At 41.8% G+C, this 17469-nt stretch carries 22 protein-coding genes and 1 pseudogene (1 of these 23 cut by a window edge); 18 read left to right on the top strand and 5 right to left on the bottom strand.

Annotated elements, in window-relative coordinates; translation table 11 throughout:
• Together B3R79_RS05595 and B3R79_RS05600 are read left to right on the top strand one after the other, a co-directional pair.
• Positions 1-328, top strand: a pseudogene (locus tag B3R79_RS05595) (xanthine phosphoribosyltransferase) (it extends 250 nt beyond the left edge of the window).
• A gap of 1 nt (position 329) precedes the next feature.
• The gene (locus tag B3R79_RS05600; protein WP_414717727.1) at positions 330-1595 is read left to right on the top strand and encodes a nucleobase:cation symporter-2 family protein; all 1266 of its coding nucleotides are present in this window, start codon (positions 330-332) and stop codon (positions 1593-1595) included.
• Between the two features lie 37 nt (positions 1596-1632).
• Here B3R79_RS05600 and B3R79_RS05605 read toward each other — a convergent pair whose 3' ends face one another.
• Positions 1633-2019: a hypothetical protein gene (locus B3R79_RS05605; protein WP_239472448.1), complete on the bottom strand. Its 387-nt coding sequence runs from the start codon at positions 2017-2019 to the stop codon at positions 1633-1635.
• Positions 2020-2101: 82 nt separating this feature from the next.
• Between B3R79_RS05605 and B3R79_RS05610 the strand changes: the two genes are divergently transcribed.
• Complete coding sequence (locus B3R79_RS05610) at positions 2102-2734, top strand: GyrI-like domain-containing protein (RefSeq protein WP_204984344.1); 633 nt, start codon at positions 2102-2104, stop codon at positions 2732-2734.
• A 43-nt stretch (positions 2735-2777) separates the two neighbouring features.
• Here B3R79_RS05610 and B3R79_RS05615 read toward each other — a convergent pair whose 3' ends face one another.
• Positions 2778-2963: a 4-oxalocrotonate tautomerase gene (locus B3R79_RS05615; RefSeq protein WP_002885057.1), complete on the bottom strand. Its 186-nt coding sequence runs from the start codon at positions 2961-2963 to the stop codon at positions 2778-2780.
• A 377-nt stretch (positions 2964-3340) separates the two neighbouring features.
• On the opposite strand from B3R79_RS05615, the gene B3R79_RS05620 reads away from it, so the two are divergent.
• From B3R79_RS05620 to B3R79_RS05660, 9 genes are all read left to right on the top strand, one after another.
• On the top strand, positions 3341-3922 hold the full coding sequence (locus B3R79_RS05620; protein ID WP_154454310.1) for a thymidine kinase: 582 nt from the start codon (positions 3341-3343) through the stop codon (positions 3920-3922).
• 30 nt (positions 3923-3952) lie between these two features.
• Positions 3953-5032, top strand: a complete 1080-nt coding sequence (gene prfA / locus B3R79_RS05625) for a peptide chain release factor 1 (RefSeq protein ID WP_154454311.1) — start codon at positions 3953-3955, stop codon at positions 5030-5032.
• On the top strand, positions 5032-5862 hold the full coding sequence (gene prmC / locus B3R79_RS05630) for a peptide chain release factor N(5)-glutamine methyltransferase (protein WP_204984343.1): 831 nt from the start codon (positions 5032-5034) through the stop codon (positions 5860-5862). The genes prfA and prmC overlap by 1 nt, the downstream gene beginning before the upstream one ends.
• Complete coding sequence (locus B3R79_RS05635) at positions 5855-6454, top strand: L-threonylcarbamoyladenylate synthase (RefSeq protein ID WP_293695478.1); 600 nt, start codon at positions 5855-5857, stop codon at positions 6452-6454. Before prmC ends, B3R79_RS05635 begins: the two co-directional genes overlap by 8 nt.
• Before the next feature lie 92 nt (positions 6455-6546).
• Positions 6547-7797, top strand: a complete 1251-nt coding sequence (gene glyA, locus B3R79_RS05640) for a serine hydroxymethyltransferase (protein ID WP_154454314.1) — start codon at positions 6547-6549, stop codon at positions 7795-7797.
• 21 nt (positions 7798-7818) lie between these two features.
• Complete coding sequence (locus B3R79_RS05645; protein ID WP_168260790.1) at positions 7819-8793, top strand: nucleoid-associated protein; 975 nt, start codon at positions 7819-7821, stop codon at positions 8791-8793.
• The gene (locus tag B3R79_RS05650; protein ID WP_154454316.1) at positions 8793-9395 is read left to right on the top strand and encodes a lysozyme family protein; all 603 of its coding nucleotides are present in this window, start codon (positions 8793-8795) and stop codon (positions 9393-9395) included. Before B3R79_RS05645 ends, B3R79_RS05650 begins: the two co-directional genes overlap by 1 nt.
• A gap of 22 nt (positions 9396-9417) precedes the next feature.
• Positions 9418-11148, top strand: coding sequence for an ABC transporter ATP-binding protein (locus tag B3R79_RS05655; protein ID WP_293695481.1), 1731 nt, complete (start codon positions 9418-9420; stop codon positions 11146-11148).
• On the top strand, positions 11145-12887 hold the full coding sequence (locus tag B3R79_RS05660; RefSeq protein WP_293695484.1) for an ABC transporter ATP-binding protein: 1743 nt from the start codon (positions 11145-11147) through the stop codon (positions 12885-12887). Before B3R79_RS05655 ends, B3R79_RS05660 begins: the two co-directional genes overlap by 4 nt.
• Positions 12888-12929: 42 nt before the next feature.
• Here B3R79_RS05660 and B3R79_RS05665 read toward each other — a convergent pair whose 3' ends face one another.
• From B3R79_RS05665 to B3R79_RS05675, 3 genes are read right to left on the bottom strand one after another with little or no spacing between them, the layout of a single operon-like run.
• Entirely contained in the window at positions 12930-13172 is a 243-nt protein-coding gene (locus B3R79_RS05665; protein WP_293695487.1) for a hypothetical protein, read from the bottom strand.
• Position 13173: 1 nt separating this feature from the next.
• A complete protein-coding gene (locus B3R79_RS05670) occupies positions 13174-13335 on the bottom strand; it encodes a hypothetical protein (RefSeq protein WP_239472444.1) in 162 nt (53 codons plus the stop codon).
• A 33-nt stretch (positions 13336-13368) separates the two neighbouring features.
• Positions 13369-14826, bottom strand: coding sequence for an alpha-amylase (locus B3R79_RS05675; protein ID WP_168260793.1), 1458 nt, complete (start codon positions 14824-14826; stop codon positions 13369-13371).
• 561 nt (positions 14827-15387) lie between these two features.
• Between B3R79_RS05675 and B3R79_RS05680 the strand changes: the two genes are divergently transcribed.
• The 6 genes from B3R79_RS05680 to B3R79_RS05705 form a co-directional block, all read left to right on the top strand.
• Positions 15388-15603, top strand: coding sequence for a hypothetical protein (locus tag B3R79_RS05680; RefSeq protein ID WP_293695492.1), 216 nt, complete (start codon positions 15388-15390; stop codon positions 15601-15603).
• A gap of 85 nt (positions 15604-15688) precedes the next feature.
• Entirely contained in the window at positions 15689-15859 is a 171-nt protein-coding gene (locus B3R79_RS05685; RefSeq protein ID WP_293695495.1) for a hypothetical protein, read from the top strand.
• A gap of 3 nt (positions 15860-15862) precedes the next feature.
• On the top strand, positions 15863-16339 hold the full coding sequence (locus B3R79_RS05690) for a replication initiator protein A (protein WP_293695498.1): 477 nt from the start codon (positions 15863-15865) through the stop codon (positions 16337-16339).
• Between the two features lie 230 nt (positions 16340-16569).
• On the top strand, positions 16570-16809 hold the full coding sequence (locus B3R79_RS05695) for a hypothetical protein (RefSeq protein ID WP_293695500.1): 240 nt from the start codon (positions 16570-16572) through the stop codon (positions 16807-16809).
• Complete coding sequence (locus B3R79_RS05700) at positions 16802-16975, top strand: hypothetical protein (RefSeq protein ID WP_293695502.1); 174 nt, start codon at positions 16802-16804, stop codon at positions 16973-16975. The genes B3R79_RS05695 and B3R79_RS05700 overlap by 8 nt, the downstream gene beginning before the upstream one ends.
• Before the next feature lie 268 nt (positions 16976-17243).
• Positions 17244-17469, top strand: a 226-nt coding sequence (locus B3R79_RS05705; RefSeq protein WP_293695505.1) for a hypothetical protein, incomplete at its 3' end; no start/stop codon positions are given.

The following is a 17469-nucleotide window of genomic DNA, read 5'->3' on the forward strand; positions in this document are numbered from 1 at the left end:
CACGATGACAGAAGGCATTTTAACGACTGAAGTTTATTCCTTCACTAAACAAGTGACAAGCACGGTTTCTATTGCGAGCAAGTTCTTGTCAGAAGATGACACGGTGCTTATTGTCGATGACTTCTTGGCAAATGGTCAAGCTGCAAAAGGCTTGTTAGATATTATCCAACAGGCTGGAGCTAAGGTGGCTGGTATTGGGATTGTGATTGAAAAATCATTCCAAACAGGGCGCCATTTGTTGGAAGAAGAGGGTGTGCCAGTGACATCTCTAGCACGTATCGAAGCTTTCTGTGATGGAAAGGTGATTTTCACGGAGGCCGATGCATAAGATGAACGAAGAAACACACTCACGCTCAGCGGTGTTGGGCTTACAACACCTATTAGCCATGTACGCTGGTTCAATCTTGGTGCCTATCATGATTGCTGGGGCACTAAATTATTCAGCGGAACAACTGACCTACCTCATCTCGACCGATATTTTCATGTGTGGGGTAGCAACTTTCTTGCAACTGCAATTGCGTAAGCATTTTGGGGTAGGTTTGCCCGTTGTTTTGGGATGTGCCTTCCAGTCAGTCGCACCTTTGTCTATTATCGGTGCAAACCAAGGCTCAGCTTATATGTTTGGTGCTTTGATTGCCTCAGGAATTTACGTTATGGTGATTGCTGGCATTTTCTCAAAAATCGCGGCTTTATTCCCGCCAGTCGTGACAGGTTCGGTTATCACAACCATTGGTTTGACCTTGATTCCTGTTGCTATGGGAAATATGGGAGATAACATTAACTCGCCAACAGCACAGTCAATGATTTTAGCCTTGATAACCATCGCTATTGTCTTATCCGTTAATATTTTTGCCAAAGGTTTCTTGAAATCTATTGCTATCTTGATTGGTTTGATTGGCGGAACCGTTATTGCGGCTTTCATGGGCTTGGTAGATACTTCTGCTGTGGTAGAAGCTCCGCTGGTTCATGTTCCACAACCATTTTACTTTGGTATGCCAAAATTTGAAATCACCTCTATTGTCATGATGTGTATCATCGCGACGGTTTCAATGGTTGAATCAACAGGTGTTTACCTCGCACTTGCAGATTTGACAGGGGATAAGATTGACAGCCAACGCTTACGTAATGGTTACCGTGCAGAAGGTTTTGCCGTCCTTCTAGGTGGAATTTTCAATACCTTCCCATACACTGGTTTTTCACAAAACGTTGGTTTGGTACGTATTTCAGGTATCAAGACACGTCGCCCGATTTACTACACAGCTTTGTTCCTTGTGATTTTGGGATTGCTTCCTAAATTTGGAGCCATGGCACAAATGATTCCAAGTCCTGTGCTTGGTGGTGCGATGATTGTCCTCTTTGGTATGGTTGCTCTTCAAGGGATTCAAATGCTGCACCAAGTGGACTTTGAACACAACGAGCACAACTTCATCATCGCTGCCGTTTCCATTGCCTGTGGTGTAGGTTTTAACGGAACGAATCTCTTTGATAGCCTACCAACAACTCTACAAATGTTCTTAACCAACGGTATTGTTATTGCTACGCTTTTAGCCGTTGTGCTAAACCTCGTATTAAATGGTAAAACACAAACAAAATAAGCTTAAAAAACCAGCTCTTCAAGGGCTGGTTTTCATTTTAAGGCTGACGCTCACCAGTTAAGATAAATTGGATAAGCTGGTCCACATCGTCAAAATCATCGTAGTCACCATAGATGCCATCACGGTGGTAAACAATGCCTCTTTTTTCATTGGCTTCCAAACAGTCCAACAATTTTTCTTCGCCATATTGTTTCATGAACAGGGTAAAAGCATAGGGCTTTATCTTACCAAGTAGGCCTTTTCGACACTCTTGCGAACATTGGTAGCAGTGGGACAATTGTTTTTCCATGGAGCAGTTACGATTGATGCAAGTCGTACTTCCAGGGCATTGGTTTGAATGGCAGCCCTGATAGGTCACATTTTCTGAACATAAGCAACAGGCCAAACCACACCTTGCTATTCCTAATTCCCGTTTCATAGCCATACCTCCCGTAAACTTCACTCTATTATACCACACATTGAAAGCGATATCATTATTTGTTATACTATGTCAAAAGGAGGGTGCCATGGCTTTTGATTTTAAAAAAGAATACAAGATGTTTTACAAATCTAAAAACAAACCAGAAATCGTTGAGGTGCCAAAGGCACATTATATTGCCGTTCGAGGAAAGGGCGATCCTAACGAAACAGGCGGAGCTTACCAGCAAGCTATTCAGTTGCTTTATTCAGTAGCTTATACCTTGAAAATGAGCTACAAAACCGACTACCACATGGAAGGCTTTTTTGAGTACGTCGTTCCACCACTAGAAGGACTTTGGTGGCAAGACAGAGGTGGTGATATCAATTATAAAGACAAGTCTGCTTTTCACTGGATTTCCCTTATTCGTTTGCCTGATTTTGTCACACCAAAAGACCTCGATTGGGCTATCGCCACAGCAAGCAAAAAGAAAAAGTTGGATTGTTCGCCTGTTGAAAGGCTGACGCTTGATGAGGGCTTATGCGTTCAAATCATGCATCAGGGACCATTTGACGATGAACCAAAAACCATCGCGTTAATGCAAGAGTTTCTTACTGAGAATGGCTATGTCACGGATTTGACGGATGAGCGACGTCACCATGAAATCTATCTGTCAGATGCTAGAAGAGTTGCTCCTGATAAATGGAAAACCGTCATCAGATTGCCTATCAAAAAGCAGTAGCATCCAAAGAAAAAAGCTAGAACAAATCGTCTAGCTTTTTGGCTTAGTTTTTCTTTTTCATTTCGCCGTGTGGGTAGTAAGTTCCCTCAGGCATATCGTTAATAAAGACATGAATAGCTTCTTTTGGTGCTTTAGCAACACGAGAAACCACCTCAGTTACTTCACGAGCTAATTCAATTTTTTGTTCTTCCGTACGACCTTCAAACAAATCAATTTTGACAAATGGCATGATACCTCTCCTTAACATTTAGTAATATCAGTATTGTAGCATATTTTGCACAAAAATTCAGAAACAAATGGTATAATGAAGGTGTAGATAAAAGAAAAAGCGACATTCGCTCACATGTAAAGAATACATATAGAGGTAGAATAAATGAAACCTATGTTTATCGTGGCAATGCTATCGATTTTCATTGCACTATACGCTGGCGATAATGACTCAAAACCTCAATAAGACGATAATTTAGCACTCAGACTCTTAATCGAGGAGGGTGCGTTTTTATTGTTAAAATGCCTTTTCATCTGGAAGTCAAAATAGTACCCATATACGAAAAGTCGTATTTATGGTAAAATAGGAGAATATTAATAGAAGGTAGGATCTTATTCTTGGCTCAACTCTATTATAAATACGGAACCATGAATTCTGGTAAGACCATTGAAATTTTAAAAGTGGCTCACAACTATGAAGAACAAGGCAAGCCCGTTGTGATTATGACATCGGCACTGGATACGCGTGATGGGTACGGGATTGTTTCTAGCCGTATTGGTATGCGTCGTGAGGCAGTAGCTATCACAGAAGAGATGGATATTTTTGCTTTTGTACAAGCTTTGCCTTTCACACCTTATTGTGTGCTGATTGATGAGTGTCAGTTTTTAAACAAACAACACGTTTATGATTTAGCGCGTGTTGTGGATGAGTTAGGCATTCCTGTTATGGCTTTTGGTTTGAAAAATGATTTTCAAAATGAGTTATTTGAAGGCTCACGTTATCTTTTGCTTATGGCAGATAAGATTGACGAGATTAAAACCATTTGCCAATTTTGTTCTAAAAAAGCAACGATGGTCTTGCGTACGGAAAATGGTAAGCCTGTGTACGAGGGCGATCAGATTCAAATTGGTGGTAATGAAACCTATATACCTGTCTGCCGCAAGCATTATTTCAATCCGATGATGCCAACAGACAAGTAAAACTGGAAAAAGAGAGGGTAATAAAAAACAATGAACATTTACGATCAGCTACAAGCGGTTGAAGACCGTTATGAAGAATTGGGAGAATTGCTTAGTGACCCTGAGGTCGTTAGCGACACCAAACGTTTTATGGAATTGTCACGCGAAGAAGCTAATACCCGCGATACCGTGACAGCTTACCGCGAATACAAGCAAATTCTTCAAAACATCGAAGACGCTGAAGAAATGATTAAAGACGCTGGTGGCGATCCTGAATTGGAAGAAATGGCCAAAGAAGAACTCAAAGAGTCAAAAGCTGCCAAGGAAGAATACGAAGAAAAATTGAAGATTTTGCTCTTGCCAAAAGATCCAAACGATGATAAAAACATCATCTTGGAAATTCGCGGAGCAGCAGGTGGGGACGAAGCAGCTCTTTTTGCTGGTGACTTATTGCAAATGTATCAAAAATACGCTGAAAGCCAAGGTTGGAAATTTGATGTCATGGAAGCTTCTTACAACGGTGTCGGTGGTATCAAAGAAGTAGTGGTCATGGTATCTGGTCAATCGGTTTACTCTAAATTGAAATACGAATCAGGTGCCCACCGTGTGCAACGTGTTCCTGTAACAGAAAGCCAAGGGCGTGTTCACACCTCAACAGCGACCGTCTTGGTTATGCCTGAAGTAGAAGAAGTCGAATACGAAATTGATCCAAAAGACTTGCGCGTGGATATCTACCATGCCTCAGGTGCTGGTGGACAAAACGTCAACAAAGTAGCGACAGCCGTTCGTATGGTCCACATTCCAACAGGTATTAAAGTGGAAATGCAAGAAGAACGTACCCAACAAAAGAACCGCGACAAAGCCATGAAAATTATTCGTGCGCGCGTGGCTGACCACTTTGCCCAAATCGCTCAAAACGAACAAGACGCCGAACGTAAATCAACCATCGGTACTGGTGACCGTTCAGAACGTATTCGTACCTATAATTTCCCACAAAACCGTGTGACAGACCACCGTATCGGTTTGACCTTGCAAAAATTGGATAGCATTTTGTCAGGAAAATTGGACGAAATCATTGACGCCTTGATTCTCTTTGACCAAACCAAGAAATTAGAAGAGTTGAATCAATAATGAATTACGCTGAAACCATCAGCCAATTAGAAAAACAGTTACAAAACCTTGGCGAAGCCCCCGAAAACCTTGCTTACGTTTTTCGTGACATCAAAGGCTGGACTTTGCTGGATTACATTTTACATCAAAATCAATCTGTGACGTCCGAGGACGAGCAAGTGTTGGCAGGGATTATGTCCCAACTAAGCCAGCACCGCTCCCCTCAATACATCACAGGTACGGCTTATTTCCGCGATTTAGCTTTAGCCGTGGATGAGCGCGTTTTGATTCCGCGACCAGAAACCGAAGAATTGGTTGAGTTGATTTTAAAGGAAAATAGCGGAGCAGATAAACGTGTTTTAGATATCGGTACAGGTAGCGGGGCGATTGCCATTTCACTCAAGGCTGCGCGGACAGATTGGCAAGTGACAGCGTCTGATATTTCAATAGATGCCTTAAACCTAGCGCGTGACAATGGGGGGAAACACCAAGTCAAGATTGATTGGGTGCAATCTGATGTATTTAGCAATCTGACAGGAACATTTGATATCATTGTTTCCAATCCGCCTTATATCGCCTTTGACGATAAGGATGAAGTGGGTGTGAATGTTTTGGCCTCAGAGCCGCATTTGGCTTTGTTTGCAGACGAAGATGGTTTTGCTATTTACCGTCGGATTATCGAAGAAGCTAGCAACTACCTAACCGAGCAAGGAAAGCTTTATTTTGAAATTGGGTATAAGCAAGGTGACGGTTTGCGAAACTTGCTGGAGCAGCATTTTCCTGGCAAGCGCGTGCGGGTATTACAAGATGTATTTGGAAAAGATAGAATGGTCGTGATGGATAATGGCTAATTTAAAAGAGATTTTAGAAAATGGCGGAGCGGTGATTTTGCCGACAGAAACGGTTTACGGACTATTTGCGCAAGCCATGAACGAAGCAGCAGTTGAGCACGTTTACCAACTCAAACGTCGTCCAAAAGACAAGGCGATGAATCTTAATGTGGCTGATTTGGAAACCATTTTAGCGTTTTCAAAAAATCAACCCAGCTACCTCAAAACACTTTACGAGGCTTTTTTACCTGGTCCTTTGACCATTATTTTACAGGCCAATGACCGTGTGCCAGCTTGGATCAATTCTGGCTTATCAACAATTGGTTTTCGAATTCCCAATCACCCAAAAACCTTGGAATTGATTCAGCAAACAGGGCCTTTAATTGGTCCTTCTGCCAATATCTCTGGGCGAGAAAGTGGGAAAATCTTTGCTGATATTAAAACCCAGTTCAACAACGAGGTGACAGGGCTGGCAGATGATGCTGCCCTAACAGGCGTGGATTCAACTATTTTAGATTTATCTGGAGAAACAGCTCGAATTTTGCGCCAAGGTGCCATTACCAAGGCGAAATTATTGGCTGTGGCACCTGAATTATCGTTTGAATCCAATTAGGTTTTTAGGGGGAATTTTTCTCATAATGTTTTGGCTTTGACAGACTTGACGACAAGGGTGTCACTTGGACTTATCAAAAAGGAGATCAGGTTATGATTTTTGACAAGGAAAACTACGAAGCATTTGACCAAGAACTCTGGGCTGCCGTGCACGCTGAAGAAGTTCGCCAACAAAACAACATTGAACTCATCGCCTCTGAAAATGTGGTGTCAAAAGCTGTCATGGCAGCACAAGGTAGCGTTTTGACCAATAAATACGCTGAAGGTTACCCAGGTAAACGCTACTACGGGGGAACAGACTGCGTGAACGTGGTCGAAAACCTTGCCATTGACCGTGCAAAAGAACTCTTTGGTGCTGCATTTGCCAATGTTCAACCGCACTCAGGAAGTCAAGCCAATGCCGCTGCCTACATGGCTTTAATCCAACCTGGCGATACTGTTTTGGGCATGGATTTGGCGGCTGGTGGGCATCTAACGCACGGAGCACCCGTTAGCTTTTCAGGAAAAACTTATCACTTTGTGTCATACACCGTGGACCCCGTCACTGAATGCATTGACTACGATGCTCTAGCTCAATTAGCGCTGAAAACCCAGCCAAAACTCATCGTTGCAGGAGCGTCAGCTTATTCTCGTATCATTGATTTCAAACGTTTCCGTGACATTGCTGATAGCGTTGGGGCTTATTTGATGGTGGATATGGCGCACATTGCGGGGTTAGTCGCTTCAGGTCATCACCCAAGCCCTGTTCCTTATGCCCACATCACAACAAGCACAACCCACAAAACCCTACGTGGGCCTCGTGGTGGCTTGATTTTAACCAATGATGAAGCCCTAGCTAAGAAGATTAATTCTGCGGTCTTTCCTGGCTTGCAAGGTGGACCCTTGATGCACGTCATTGCTGGAAAAGCCGTTGCCTTCAAAGAAGCCCTGGACCCTGCTTTCACAACTTACGGTGAGCAGGTGGTGAAAAATGCTGCCGCTATGGCAGAGGTTTTTACCCAACACCCAAATTTCCGCGTCATTTCAGGAGGAACAGACAACCACGTCTTTCTTGTTGACGTGACGAAGGTCGTTGAAAATGGCAAAGTGGCCCAAAACATTTTGGAATCAGTCAATATTACCTTGAACAAAAATGCGATTCCATTTGAAACCTTATCGCCTTTTAAAACCTCAGGCATTCGCATCGGCACCCCAGCCATCACTAGTCGTGGCATGGGCGAAGCTGAATCACGTACGATTGCAGAATTGATTGTCAAGACCCTAGAAAATCACCAAAACGAAACTATTTTAGAGGAGGTTCGTCAGGACGTGAAGGCTCTAACAGATGCTTTCCCGCTCTACTAACGAACACTTAAAACAGCCAACATGATTGATTTATATATTAAACGGATTGTGATTCATCAATTCACACCCAACGACACTGACCTAATCTTGTCAGACCAACCGTTGACTCTGACGCCGCGAATTGATGAGTATTTTCGCAAAAAACTCAGTAAAGTCTTTTCAGACGAAGCCAAGCGTGGCACTTTTTCTAAGGACAATGTCTTTTGGAGCTATCTCACCGATGATTTGCTGGAATCATCGGTTCAGATTGCCCAGCTTTGGAAAGAAGAATTTGTCTTGTCTGACAACCAAAAAGTCAATGACCTCATTTTCATTCAATTTGACAAGGATGGCATGGAGCACTTTGCTTTTTTGCGGGTTGCTTTGAAAGAAAATTTCACACATATTTCAAGCGATAATGATAATCCTTTGAAAATCACGCAAAACAATCTGCCAACGGCTGCACAAGTGCCTGATGAGGCCTTGATTGTCAACCGTCAAAACCGCAATTACTATCTTATCGAGAAGCGAATTAAGCATAATGGCAGTTTTGCTCATTATTTTTCAGAAAATCTCTTGCAAGTTCAGCCTGAACAATCTGTGAAAAAATCCATTAAAATGGTGGAACAGACTGCTCAGAAAATCGCTGAAAATTTTCAGCAAGATGACTTTGCTTTTCAATCGAAAATGAAAGCAGCTATCCATAAAAACTTGGAAGAAGAGGAGTTGTCGCCTGAAAAGCTAGCTGACCAATTGTTTGATAGCAACCTGACTGCCCGTCTGACCTTTGTGGATGAATTGAAAGAAAGCATTCCAGAACCTATTCAACTATCAGATATTGACCATTCGCGTCAGAGTAAAAAACTGGAAAATCAGAAACTCTCACTTTCAAATGGCATTCAACTCATTGTTCCCAATAATGTCTATGAGGATGCCGAGTCAGTCGAATTTATTCAAAACCCAAATGGAACCTATTCCATCCTAATCAAAAATATAGAGGATATTCAAAATAAATAATGTTTAAATGTATCAGACGTTTGGTTATACTTGGGCTTGTTTTCTTTGCTGGCTTTCAAATTCACGACACTTATGTCAACGTACATAATGTCTTGCAATATAAAACTATGGTGAAGGAGATTTTGGCGACCAATGACACCACTGCCAATGTTGACTTGGTTTTGGCCATGATTTACACGGAAACCAAGGGCAGTGATGGGGACGTTATGCAATCCAGCGAAAGCACCTCAGGAGTTGCCAATTCCATTACGGATAGCCAAACCAGTATCCGTCAGGGCGTCACTCTCTTGTCTAAAAACCTTACCTTAGCTGAGGAAAAAGGCGTGGATGTTTGGACGGCAGTGCAAGCCTACAATTTTGGAACGGCTTATATTGATTATGTTGCTAATCATGGTGGTAAGAGTACCATTGCATTAGCCACTGAATATTCCAAAAATGTCGTTGCTCCCAGTCTTGGAAACACCACTGGGGAAAGTTATTTTTACCACCACCCTATAGCACTCATATCTGGAGGAAAATTGTACAAAAACGGTGGTAATATCTATTACTCACGCGAAGTTCATTTCAATCTCTATCTGATTGAGTTGATGAGCTTGTTTTAACATATGTTTTAGAAAGTAGAAAATGAAAGCATTAGGACAGTATTTTAAAGGGTACCTGAAAGAGACAATCTTGGGGCCCCTTTTTAAATTATTTGAAGCTTCTTTTGAACTGTTAGTTCCCATTATTATTGCTAGAATCGTTGATACCATCATTCCCCACCATAATAAGTCACAGTTGTATGCCATGATTGGCTTGCTCTTTCTTTTGGCTATTGTAGGTGTAATCGTTGCTATTACAGCCCAGTATTTCTCATCAAAAGCTGCCGTCGGCTACACCCGTCAGCTCACGCAGGATTTGTTTAAGAAAATCATGAGTTTGAGTAAGGAGGACCGTGATCGCATAACCGCTTCTAGTTTGATTACGCGTCTAACCAGTGATACTTATCAGATTCAGACAGGTATTAACCAATTTCTACGCCTCTTTTTACGCGCACCTATCATTGTCTTTGGGTCAATTATCATGGCCTTTACCATTAGCCCAAAATTGACCATTGCCTTTGTTTTGATGGTGGTCATTCTCTTTACCTTGGTCTTTGTGATGTCACGCTTGCTAAATCCCATTTATGCAAAAATTCGTCTGGCTATCGACCACATTGTGCGTCTGACGCGTCAGCAATTAGAAGGTGCTCGCGTTATCCGTGCCTTTGGACAGGTGGACAAAGAAGAAGAGGAATTCTCTGCTGCTAATCAAGGCTACACGCGCTTGCAACTTAAGGCAGGGTACTTGTCTAGCTTAGTGACCCCTTTGACTTATGTCGTGGTTAACGGCACGCTGATTATCGTGATTTGGCAGGGAAATCTATCTATCGGACAAGGTTTATTGTCACAAGGGATGTTGATTGCCTTGGTTAATTATCTTTTGCAGATTTTGACAGAATTGCTCAAGATGACCATGTTAGTCACATCGCTAAACCAATCGTTCATCAGTGCTAAACGCATGACCGAAGTGTTTGAGATGCCGTCAGAAAATTTGAATACCCCATTGCCACAAAAAACGTCTGACCTTGCTATTAGCATCAAGGACATGAGTTTCACTTACCCATCCGCAGCTGAGCCTGCCTTGTCTGATATTAACCTGGCCATCACTCCAGGAGCCTTTATCGGGGTTATCGGAGGGACAGGAGCAGGAAAATCAACCTTGGTGGAATTGCTAACGCACCTGTACACCCCACAAGAGGGAAGTTTGAACATTTTCCAAAAGCAACACTCTCCTAAAACCTTGAAAGAATGGCGTTCGTGGGTCAATGTCGTGCCGCAAAAAGCAGAGCTGTTCCAAGGAACCATTCGTTCTAATCTGACCTTTGGATTAAAAGAAAAGATTAGCGATGAACAGCTTTGGCGTGCCTTGGATATTGCCCAAGCCACTGAATTTGTTTCAGAAAAAGAAGGGCAATTGGATGCCGTGGTGGAAGCTTTTGGGCGTAATTTTTCAGGTGGGCAGCGTCAACGGTTGACCATTGCTCGCGCCTTGGTGCAAGAAGCGCCGTTCTTGATTTTGGATGATTCCACATCAGCCTTGGACTACTTGACTGAAGCCAAGCTATTGACAGCCATTCATGAAGAATTGAAGGACACCACTTTGATTCTCATCTCACAACGCACCAATAGCTTAAAAGCTGCTGACAATGTCTTGCTCTTAGACCAAGGCAAGCAATTAGGCTTTGCGTCACATGATGACTTGTTAGCTCACAACAAGGTTTATCAGGCTATCCATTACTCACAACATTCTGAAGAAGAAGGAGGTTTAGGATGAAAGCACGCTATCAAACACAGACCACCCAACGCTTAATCAAAGATTTGTTGACACAAAGATGGCTGGTCTTGGGAGCAACCATTGGAACCCTGATGCAAGTGAGCTTGACCGTTTACCTCCCTATTCTCATCGGGGATGCGGTTGATGTTGTTTTATCACCCAATTCCATTCAACTGTTGTTGCCAATTATTGCCAAGATGATTGCCGTCGTCGGACTCAACACCTTGATTCAGTGGGTTAATCCTTTGATTTATAACCGCTTGACCTTCCAATTCGTTTACCAATTGCGGCAAAAAGTCATGGAAAAACTCAATCAAATGCCCATTGCTTATTTGGACCGCAAGAGCGCTGGCGACCTCGTCAGCCGCGTCACGACCGATTCTGAACAATTAAGCAACGGTTTGTTAATGGTCTTTAATCAATTTTTCATCGGTATTTTAACCATTGTCATTACCATTGTGGCTATGGCTGATATTGATTTGTTAATGGTTGGTCTGGTCTTGATTTTGACGCCCTTATCACTCTTTTTGGCACGTTTTATTGCCCAAAGAAGTTACCAATTGTACCAAAATCAAACCAAATCACGTGGTCAACAAACTCAGTATATCGAGGAAATGATTCGTCAGGAAAGTTTGATCCACCTTTTAAACGCTCAAAATACCACAATCGAGCAATTTACAGGCATTAACAATACTTATGCCGATTATTCTCAAGGGGCTATTTTCTATTCTTCAACGGTGAACCCAGCCACTCGCTTTATCAATAGTTTGATTTATGCCCTCTTGTCAGGGGTTGGAGCCTTGCGCATCATGTCAGGTGCCTTCACGATTGGAGAATTGACCACCTTCTTAAACTACGTCAACCAATACACCAAGCCTTTCAATGACATTTCATCTGTCTTGTCAGAATTGCAGAGCACCTTGGCTTGTGCAGAGCGTCTGTATAGCATTTTGGATGAAAAAAGCGAACCGCTCCCAGTGAAAATAGAGCTGGACGCTGAAAACATTAAAGGGCAAATTGATTTCAAAGCCGTTTCTTTTGGTTATACCAGCCAAAAAACCTTGATAAAACATCTGGACTTGTCTATTCCGCCAGCTTCAAAAGTCGCGATTGTTGGGCCAACAGGAGCAGGGAAATCAACCCTAATCAATCTCTTGATGCGTTTCTACGAGTTAAATAGCGGCTCAATTGACTTAGACGGCGTGCCAATGTCCCATTACGACGCGGAGGCCTTACGTCACCAAATCGGAATGGTCTTGCAAGAAACGTGGCTCAAGGTTGGTACCGTCCATGATAACATTGCTTACGGAAATCCAAATGCCACAAGAGAAGAAGTCATCGCAGCAGCTAAGGCTGCCAATGCCGATTTCTTTATCCGTCAATTGCCAAACGGCTACGACACTTATCTGGCTGATGCAGGCGCTTCATTGTCACAGGGACAACGCCAATTGCTCACCATTGCCCGCGTCTTTATCAAATCACCGAAAATTTTGATTTTAGACGAAGCCACATCGTCAATTGACACACGGACAGAACTCTTGGTGCAAGAAGCCTTTGAAACCTTGATGAAAGGACGCACCAGCTTTATTATCGCCCACCGTCTATCAACCATCAAAAACGTGGATTTCATTCTCGTTATGGTTGACGGGGATGTGGTCGAATACGGTAAACACCATGCCTTAATGGCGAAAAAAGGTGTTTATTACCAAATGCAAACCGCACACGACAGTGCCTTTTAAGCCAAAATACCTCCCTCATGTTTCCCATGAGAGAGGTATTTTTTAGTTATCAGGATACTGTTTTTCAAGGATATTGCTGATTAGAATGAGCAATATCGGTTGCAGTAAAATCAGCGTCCCTGTCATGATAGCTGGTAAAAAATAATCCAATGCAATCAGCAAAACCGTGACAATTCCCAGAAAAATCATGGTTATCATCAGAGCAATGCTGCCTACCTTTTCCTTGATAAAGGTATTGCGTTCTGTCTTGACGCTGATGCGATAAGTTGTGTCTGTTCGCATCATTTTATGGTGCAGCAAACTGAATGTAAGAAATGCTAAAAACCGCACTAAACAAAAAGATAAGCGCCATATCCATCGTTTTAGAAAAATCATTGCAAAACATCATTACAATAAGCAGGAGTGACAAGGCATAGCCAATGTACCAAATACGGTTGTTTCCCTTCATGGCAAGTCCTCCTCAATCACTAAGCGAAAGGACCTACAAGACCCCAAGTGGTACCCAAGCACTCACCGATTTTTCACCCACTGGAAAGTCCCCATAACCGTCCGCATCAATCGTGACAGGCAAAGGGTAGTGGTATAGGGCATCTTCAAAGGCTTGTCCAACCCAATTTTCCCCAACAAAAAGGCGTTTTGAGGTCGCTTTGCCATTGCTAATCACAACCGCTAGAGGATTTGGGTGCTGGTCATCGCCAAGGCAAGTCCAGCCGATGCAATTTTCCTCATCAAAATAATCCACTTCCTCGCCGTAAACCACCGTTTGACGCAGTAGAAGTAGGCGGTCAATCACATCTTTAAAGCTCTCTTGGGCAAATTCACCAGAAATGCCGTAATAATCCCCATAAAAAACACAAGGAAGTCCTGTTTGTCGCAAGAGAATGAGAGCATAGGCTGCAGGCTTAAACCACTCGGCAATCGTTGATTCTAAAGCCTGTCCACGCTGGGTATCGTGATTATCGACGAAAGTCACCGCAGAATCAGGGTGGTTTTTAACCAGCGTTCCCTCAAAAATCGTCTGCAAATCGAATTGCTCATCTTGGCTCGCGTCAAATAAATTGTGGTGCAGTCGCACATCTACCAAGTCAAAACGAAAATCCGTGCTTTCCAGATAATCCGTATTGGCTTGTTCATCGCTATTCCAAAATTCCCCAAAGACATAGAAATCATCGCCGTATTTGGCTTTCATATCGCGGATGAAATTCCCCATAAAGAAAGAATCAATGTGCTTGATAGCGTCCAAACGAAAACCTGTTATGCCAGTCGTTTCCACGAACCAGTCCGCCCAGTCGTAGATATTTTGAATGACCTCAGGGTGTTTAAAGTCCAAATCAGCGTACATGAGATAGTCGTAGTTACCGTTTTCACCATCCACCAGATTTTGGTTCGCCCAACCTTTGTTATCCCCTTGAATCTGAAAAATACCTGTCTTGCCTGTCTTGACATCGTAGTCAGTCCCAGTGAAATGGTACCAGTGCCACTCAAAAGCGTTGTATTTATGCTTTCTACCTGCAAAGGTAAAATTGGTCCAACCCTCGATTTCAAAAGGCTCGCTCAAGACCTTGGTGCGGTCCTCAGGCGACACCTCCACCACGGTAAAGACTTCCGTGTGGTCAGCAGCAGCCTTGTGATTCAAAATCACATCCGCCATAGGTTCAATGCCGTTATCTTTCAGGCTTTTAATAGTCGCTAGATAGTCAGCCTTGGTACCGTACTTAGTCCGAACGCTGCCTTTTTGCTCAAATTCTCCCAAATCAAACAAATCGTAAACACCGTACCCCACATCAGCCGAGTGCGTTGCCTTAAAGGCAGGCGGAAGCCACATCTTCGTAATCCCTTTTTTAGCTAATTGCGGTGCAGCAGCAGCCAAGTTTTGCCAGTGCTTACCATCATCAGGCAAATACCATTCAAAATACTGCATTAAGGTTTCATTTGTCATAAAAATAAATCTCCTAAAAAGAAAAAGCTGTTTCTTCCATTGTACCAAAAAGATAAAATAACGCAACCGTTTGCGTAAAGTACAACCTTTTCTGAAATATAACATGCAACTGACAAGGCAGACTGTTTGTGGTTATTTGGGAACAATAAAAAAGCAAGAGCTCTAGAAGCCCTCACCTATGGAGATTATGAAAAAGAAAAGTTTTAGGATTTTCTTATAATATAACCAAATAATCTTAATGCCCGCTTAAAAACTTTTCAAATGTTTTGACATGAGTCAATTGACTGAAATCTAACATCCTCATGACAAAATAACTCTTTTTTCAAAAATAGGACTTTAGACGGATGTGATTTAGGGCCACATCTTATATACTAATAGCATACCGATCCTTTTCATATTAACTCCGAACAGAACATTTTTTAGCTGTTCTGTTTTTTTCTTACCTAAAAGTAAGTGGTAAGAGTTTTTAGAAAGAATAATATTTTAAGCAAAAAGCTAGAGAGCTAGAGAAAATCTGCTCTCTTTTTGTTTGTTTAAAAATATTGAAAAGGAGATTGCCACATGAACGATCTAGAACTTGTCATGGATATTGAAACACTTGAAATTTTCGATATTGTTTCTGAAGAAGATACTGATAATGCTTTATCACTTTCATCTTCTGAAGATTATGTGACTGAAGTATCTGAAGAGGCAACAGTTGTTAACGATAACACATTTTATGAGTTGAAGCTTGTTCAATATAGCTACCAAAAGAAAATGCTTCAGGGAGTGCCCTAAAACAACTTCAAAAGACTGTTTTATAAGACTTAGTATTTAAATACTAACAGAACATAAGTTACGTTTTCGTGAAAGGAAATCAGTTATGACAAAGCAAGAAAAGCAAGAAAAGCAAGTACGAGAAATGTTAATTAGCACTTTGATGAAAGAGAGAAAAATCTCACGCAAAGAGTGTGAAAGTCAGTTGAAAGAACTAGAAGAATTTGGGCTTATCAAGATTAAACCAAACGGAGAATTTCACTTAAAGGTGGTATAAGACATGACTACATTTATTGCGATAACAGCGGATCAATATGTAACCTCTGAACGTTACTACAAACTCCCAAAAATCTTATTTGAAAACTCTATCTATGTTGAAATGCGATTAGACAGTAAAGTTGCTTATGCCTTTTTGCGAGATCGTTTAGGGTTATCAATCAAGAATAACTGGATTGATGAAAATGGTCAGTTATACCTGATTTACTCAAATACTGAGTTAATGAAAATCTTGAATTGCTCAAAAGGAACTTTATATCGCATCAAGAAAGAATTAGCCAAGTACGGTTTGATCAAAGAGGTGCAACAATCAGATAGCAGTAAAGGCAGTCTTGCTAACAGAATTTATTTAGGAAATCTTGTTTCTAACCAACCCCAACCCAAAGAACCTGTTGAAGAGTTTGAAAGCAAAGAAACTACCCCCGTCTCAAATTTAGACAGGGGGGGTATAAAATTTAGACAGGGGGGGTATCAAATTTAGCCCCTAGTGAGACTGAATATAATGAGACTGAATATAGTGATTATATTAGTTCTAGAAAGGCTGAGCAAAATTCTAACGAATTTTCTCAACCAGCTGGAACTGAGGACACAATCACACAAGATAAAAATGCGTCTGTTTCCTCTGCTATCAAACCTGAGTATTACAATCTGCTTCAAGTTATTGCTGATAGATACAACGACAGACTATTTGGTTTTCCAGAAGTCTATACGATGACTCATGACCAGAAAATGAAAATCGGACGCTATTTAGCTTCTGGCTATGTTAGCAGTAACGAAGTTTTGCGGTTGATTGATCGCATCCCTGAGAATAGTTCTTCCCCACTTGCTTATTTGCTCAAGTCGATTGAGAGCCTTCAAGCTGAACGACAGTTAGAAGCCAAGTTGTTAGCGAATAAGCAAGCGAAACAGTATTATCAAAATCTAAAGACAGGAGGTGGTGTTGATGTTTAGCATCTTCTCACTCATTATTGCTTTAGGTTTGGCTATTGTGGCAGTAGAACTCTATCATGCGCCTTTGATGGCTGATGATGAGATGACTGTGTTAGAAAGCCCTCGAAAGAGGCATCGTCATAACAGCCCTATGACAGATAATTACAATATGCAATCAAATAGCTGATCCTAATATCCTTTTGACCCAAGCAAGTCGTAAAACTACTTGCGATCCTTGAAAACTGAATACCCCCTCTGCCCTGATACAGCGTGACTATGAGATACAAAATTGGGGGCGGAGTGTAAAGCTAGACTCTAGCCTCAGTCACACGTTGCATTTTCGCAGGTTTGCCGTTCTGACCATAAACGGTGCGTATGAAGTACCGTTATCAAGATACGTCTTGATACAGCACGGCGTAAATTCGCTATTAAAATTTTTTTCAAGGAGAATTTTTATGGGAGATGAAAATACAGTCACTCTAAGTGACTTGAAAAAAATGGGAAAACACGGCGGTTCAACCGCTCGCCTCGAAGATGGAAGCGAAATCAAACTGTTAAAAGATTATGCAATTAAATTCATCAAAGGCTATGTGAAAAACGAATTGATGGATGTTGAACTGCGTTTGCCCTATAAAGAAATTTATAAACAAATTCGCACGATTAAAAATGGTCAATCTTTAA

Source organism: Streptococcus sp. UBA3373 (assembly GCF_002360305.1).
Taxonomy (GTDB): Bacteria; Bacillota; Bacilli; order Lactobacillales; family Streptococcaceae; genus Streptococcus; species Streptococcus alactolyticus.

What these genes read in the sequence shown, in the direction of transcription:
- B3R79_RS05695 (WP_293695500.1), top strand. Translation starts at nt 16,570, where the DNA reads ATGACTCATGACCAGAAAATGAAAATCGGACGCTATTTAGCTTCTGGC.
- B3R79_RS05660 (WP_293695484.1), top strand. Translation starts at nt 11,145, where the DNA reads ATGAAAGCACGCTATCAAACACAGACCACCCAACGCTTAATCAAAGAT.
- B3R79_RS05655 (WP_293695481.1), top strand. Translation starts at nt 9,418, where the DNA reads ATGAAAGCATTAGGACAGTATTTTAAAGGGTACCTGAAAGAGACAATC.
- B3R79_RS05685 (WP_293695495.1), top strand. Translation starts at nt 15,689, where the DNA reads ATGACAAAGCAAGAAAAGCAAGAAAAGCAAGTACGAGAAATGTTAATT.
- B3R79_RS05675 (WP_168260793.1), bottom strand. Translation starts at nt 14,826, where the DNA reads ATGACAAATGAAACCTTAATGCAGTATTTTGAATGGTATTTGCCTGAT.
- B3R79_RS05700 (WP_293695502.1), top strand. Translation starts at nt 16,802, where the DNA reads ATGTTTAGCATCTTCTCACTCATTATTGCTTTAGGTTTGGCTATTGTG.
- B3R79_RS05670 (WP_239472444.1), bottom strand. Translation starts at nt 13,335, where the DNA reads ATGAAGGGAAACAACCGTATTTGGTACATTGGCTATGCCTTGTCACTC.
- B3R79_RS05645 (WP_168260790.1), top strand. Translation starts at nt 7,819, where the DNA reads ATGATTGATTTATATATTAAACGGATTGTGATTCATCAATTCACACCC.
- B3R79_RS05650 (WP_154454316.1), top strand. Translation starts at nt 8,793, where the DNA reads ATGTTTAAATGTATCAGACGTTTGGTTATACTTGGGCTTGTTTTCTTT.
- B3R79_RS05605 (WP_239472448.1), bottom strand. Translation starts at nt 2,019, where the DNA reads ATGGCTATGAAACGGGAATTAGGAATAGCAAGGTGTGGTTTGGCCTGT.
- B3R79_RS05680 (WP_293695492.1), top strand. Translation starts at nt 15,388, where the DNA reads ATGAACGATCTAGAACTTGTCATGGATATTGAAACACTTGAAATTTTC.
- prmC (WP_204984343.1), top strand. Translation starts at nt 5,032, where the DNA reads ATGAATTACGCTGAAACCATCAGCCAATTAGAAAAACAGTTACAAAAC.
- B3R79_RS05665 (WP_293695487.1), bottom strand. Translation starts at nt 13,172, where the DNA reads ATGATGCGAACAGACACAACTTATCGCATCAGCGTCAAGACAGAACGC.
- B3R79_RS05610 (WP_204984344.1), top strand. Translation starts at nt 2,102, where the DNA reads ATGGCTTTTGATTTTAAAAAAGAATACAAGATGTTTTACAAATCTAAA.
- B3R79_RS05635 (WP_293695478.1), top strand. Translation starts at nt 5,855, where the DNA reads ATGGCTAATTTAAAAGAGATTTTAGAAAATGGCGGAGCGGTGATTTTG.
- B3R79_RS05690 (WP_293695498.1), top strand. Translation starts at nt 15,863, where the DNA reads ATGACTACATTTATTGCGATAACAGCGGATCAATATGTAACCTCTGAA.
- glyA (WP_154454314.1), top strand. Translation starts at nt 6,547, where the DNA reads ATGATTTTTGACAAGGAAAACTACGAAGCATTTGACCAAGAACTCTGG.
- prfA (WP_154454311.1), top strand. Translation starts at nt 3,953, where the DNA reads ATGAACATTTACGATCAGCTACAAGCGGTTGAAGACCGTTATGAAGAA.
- B3R79_RS05600 (WP_414717727.1), top strand. Translation starts at nt 330, where the DNA reads ATGAACGAAGAAACACACTCACGCTCAGCGGTGTTGGGCTTACAACAC.
- B3R79_RS05615 (WP_002885057.1), bottom strand. Translation starts at nt 2,963, where the DNA reads ATGCCATTTGTCAAAATTGATTTGTTTGAAGGTCGTACGGAAGAACAA.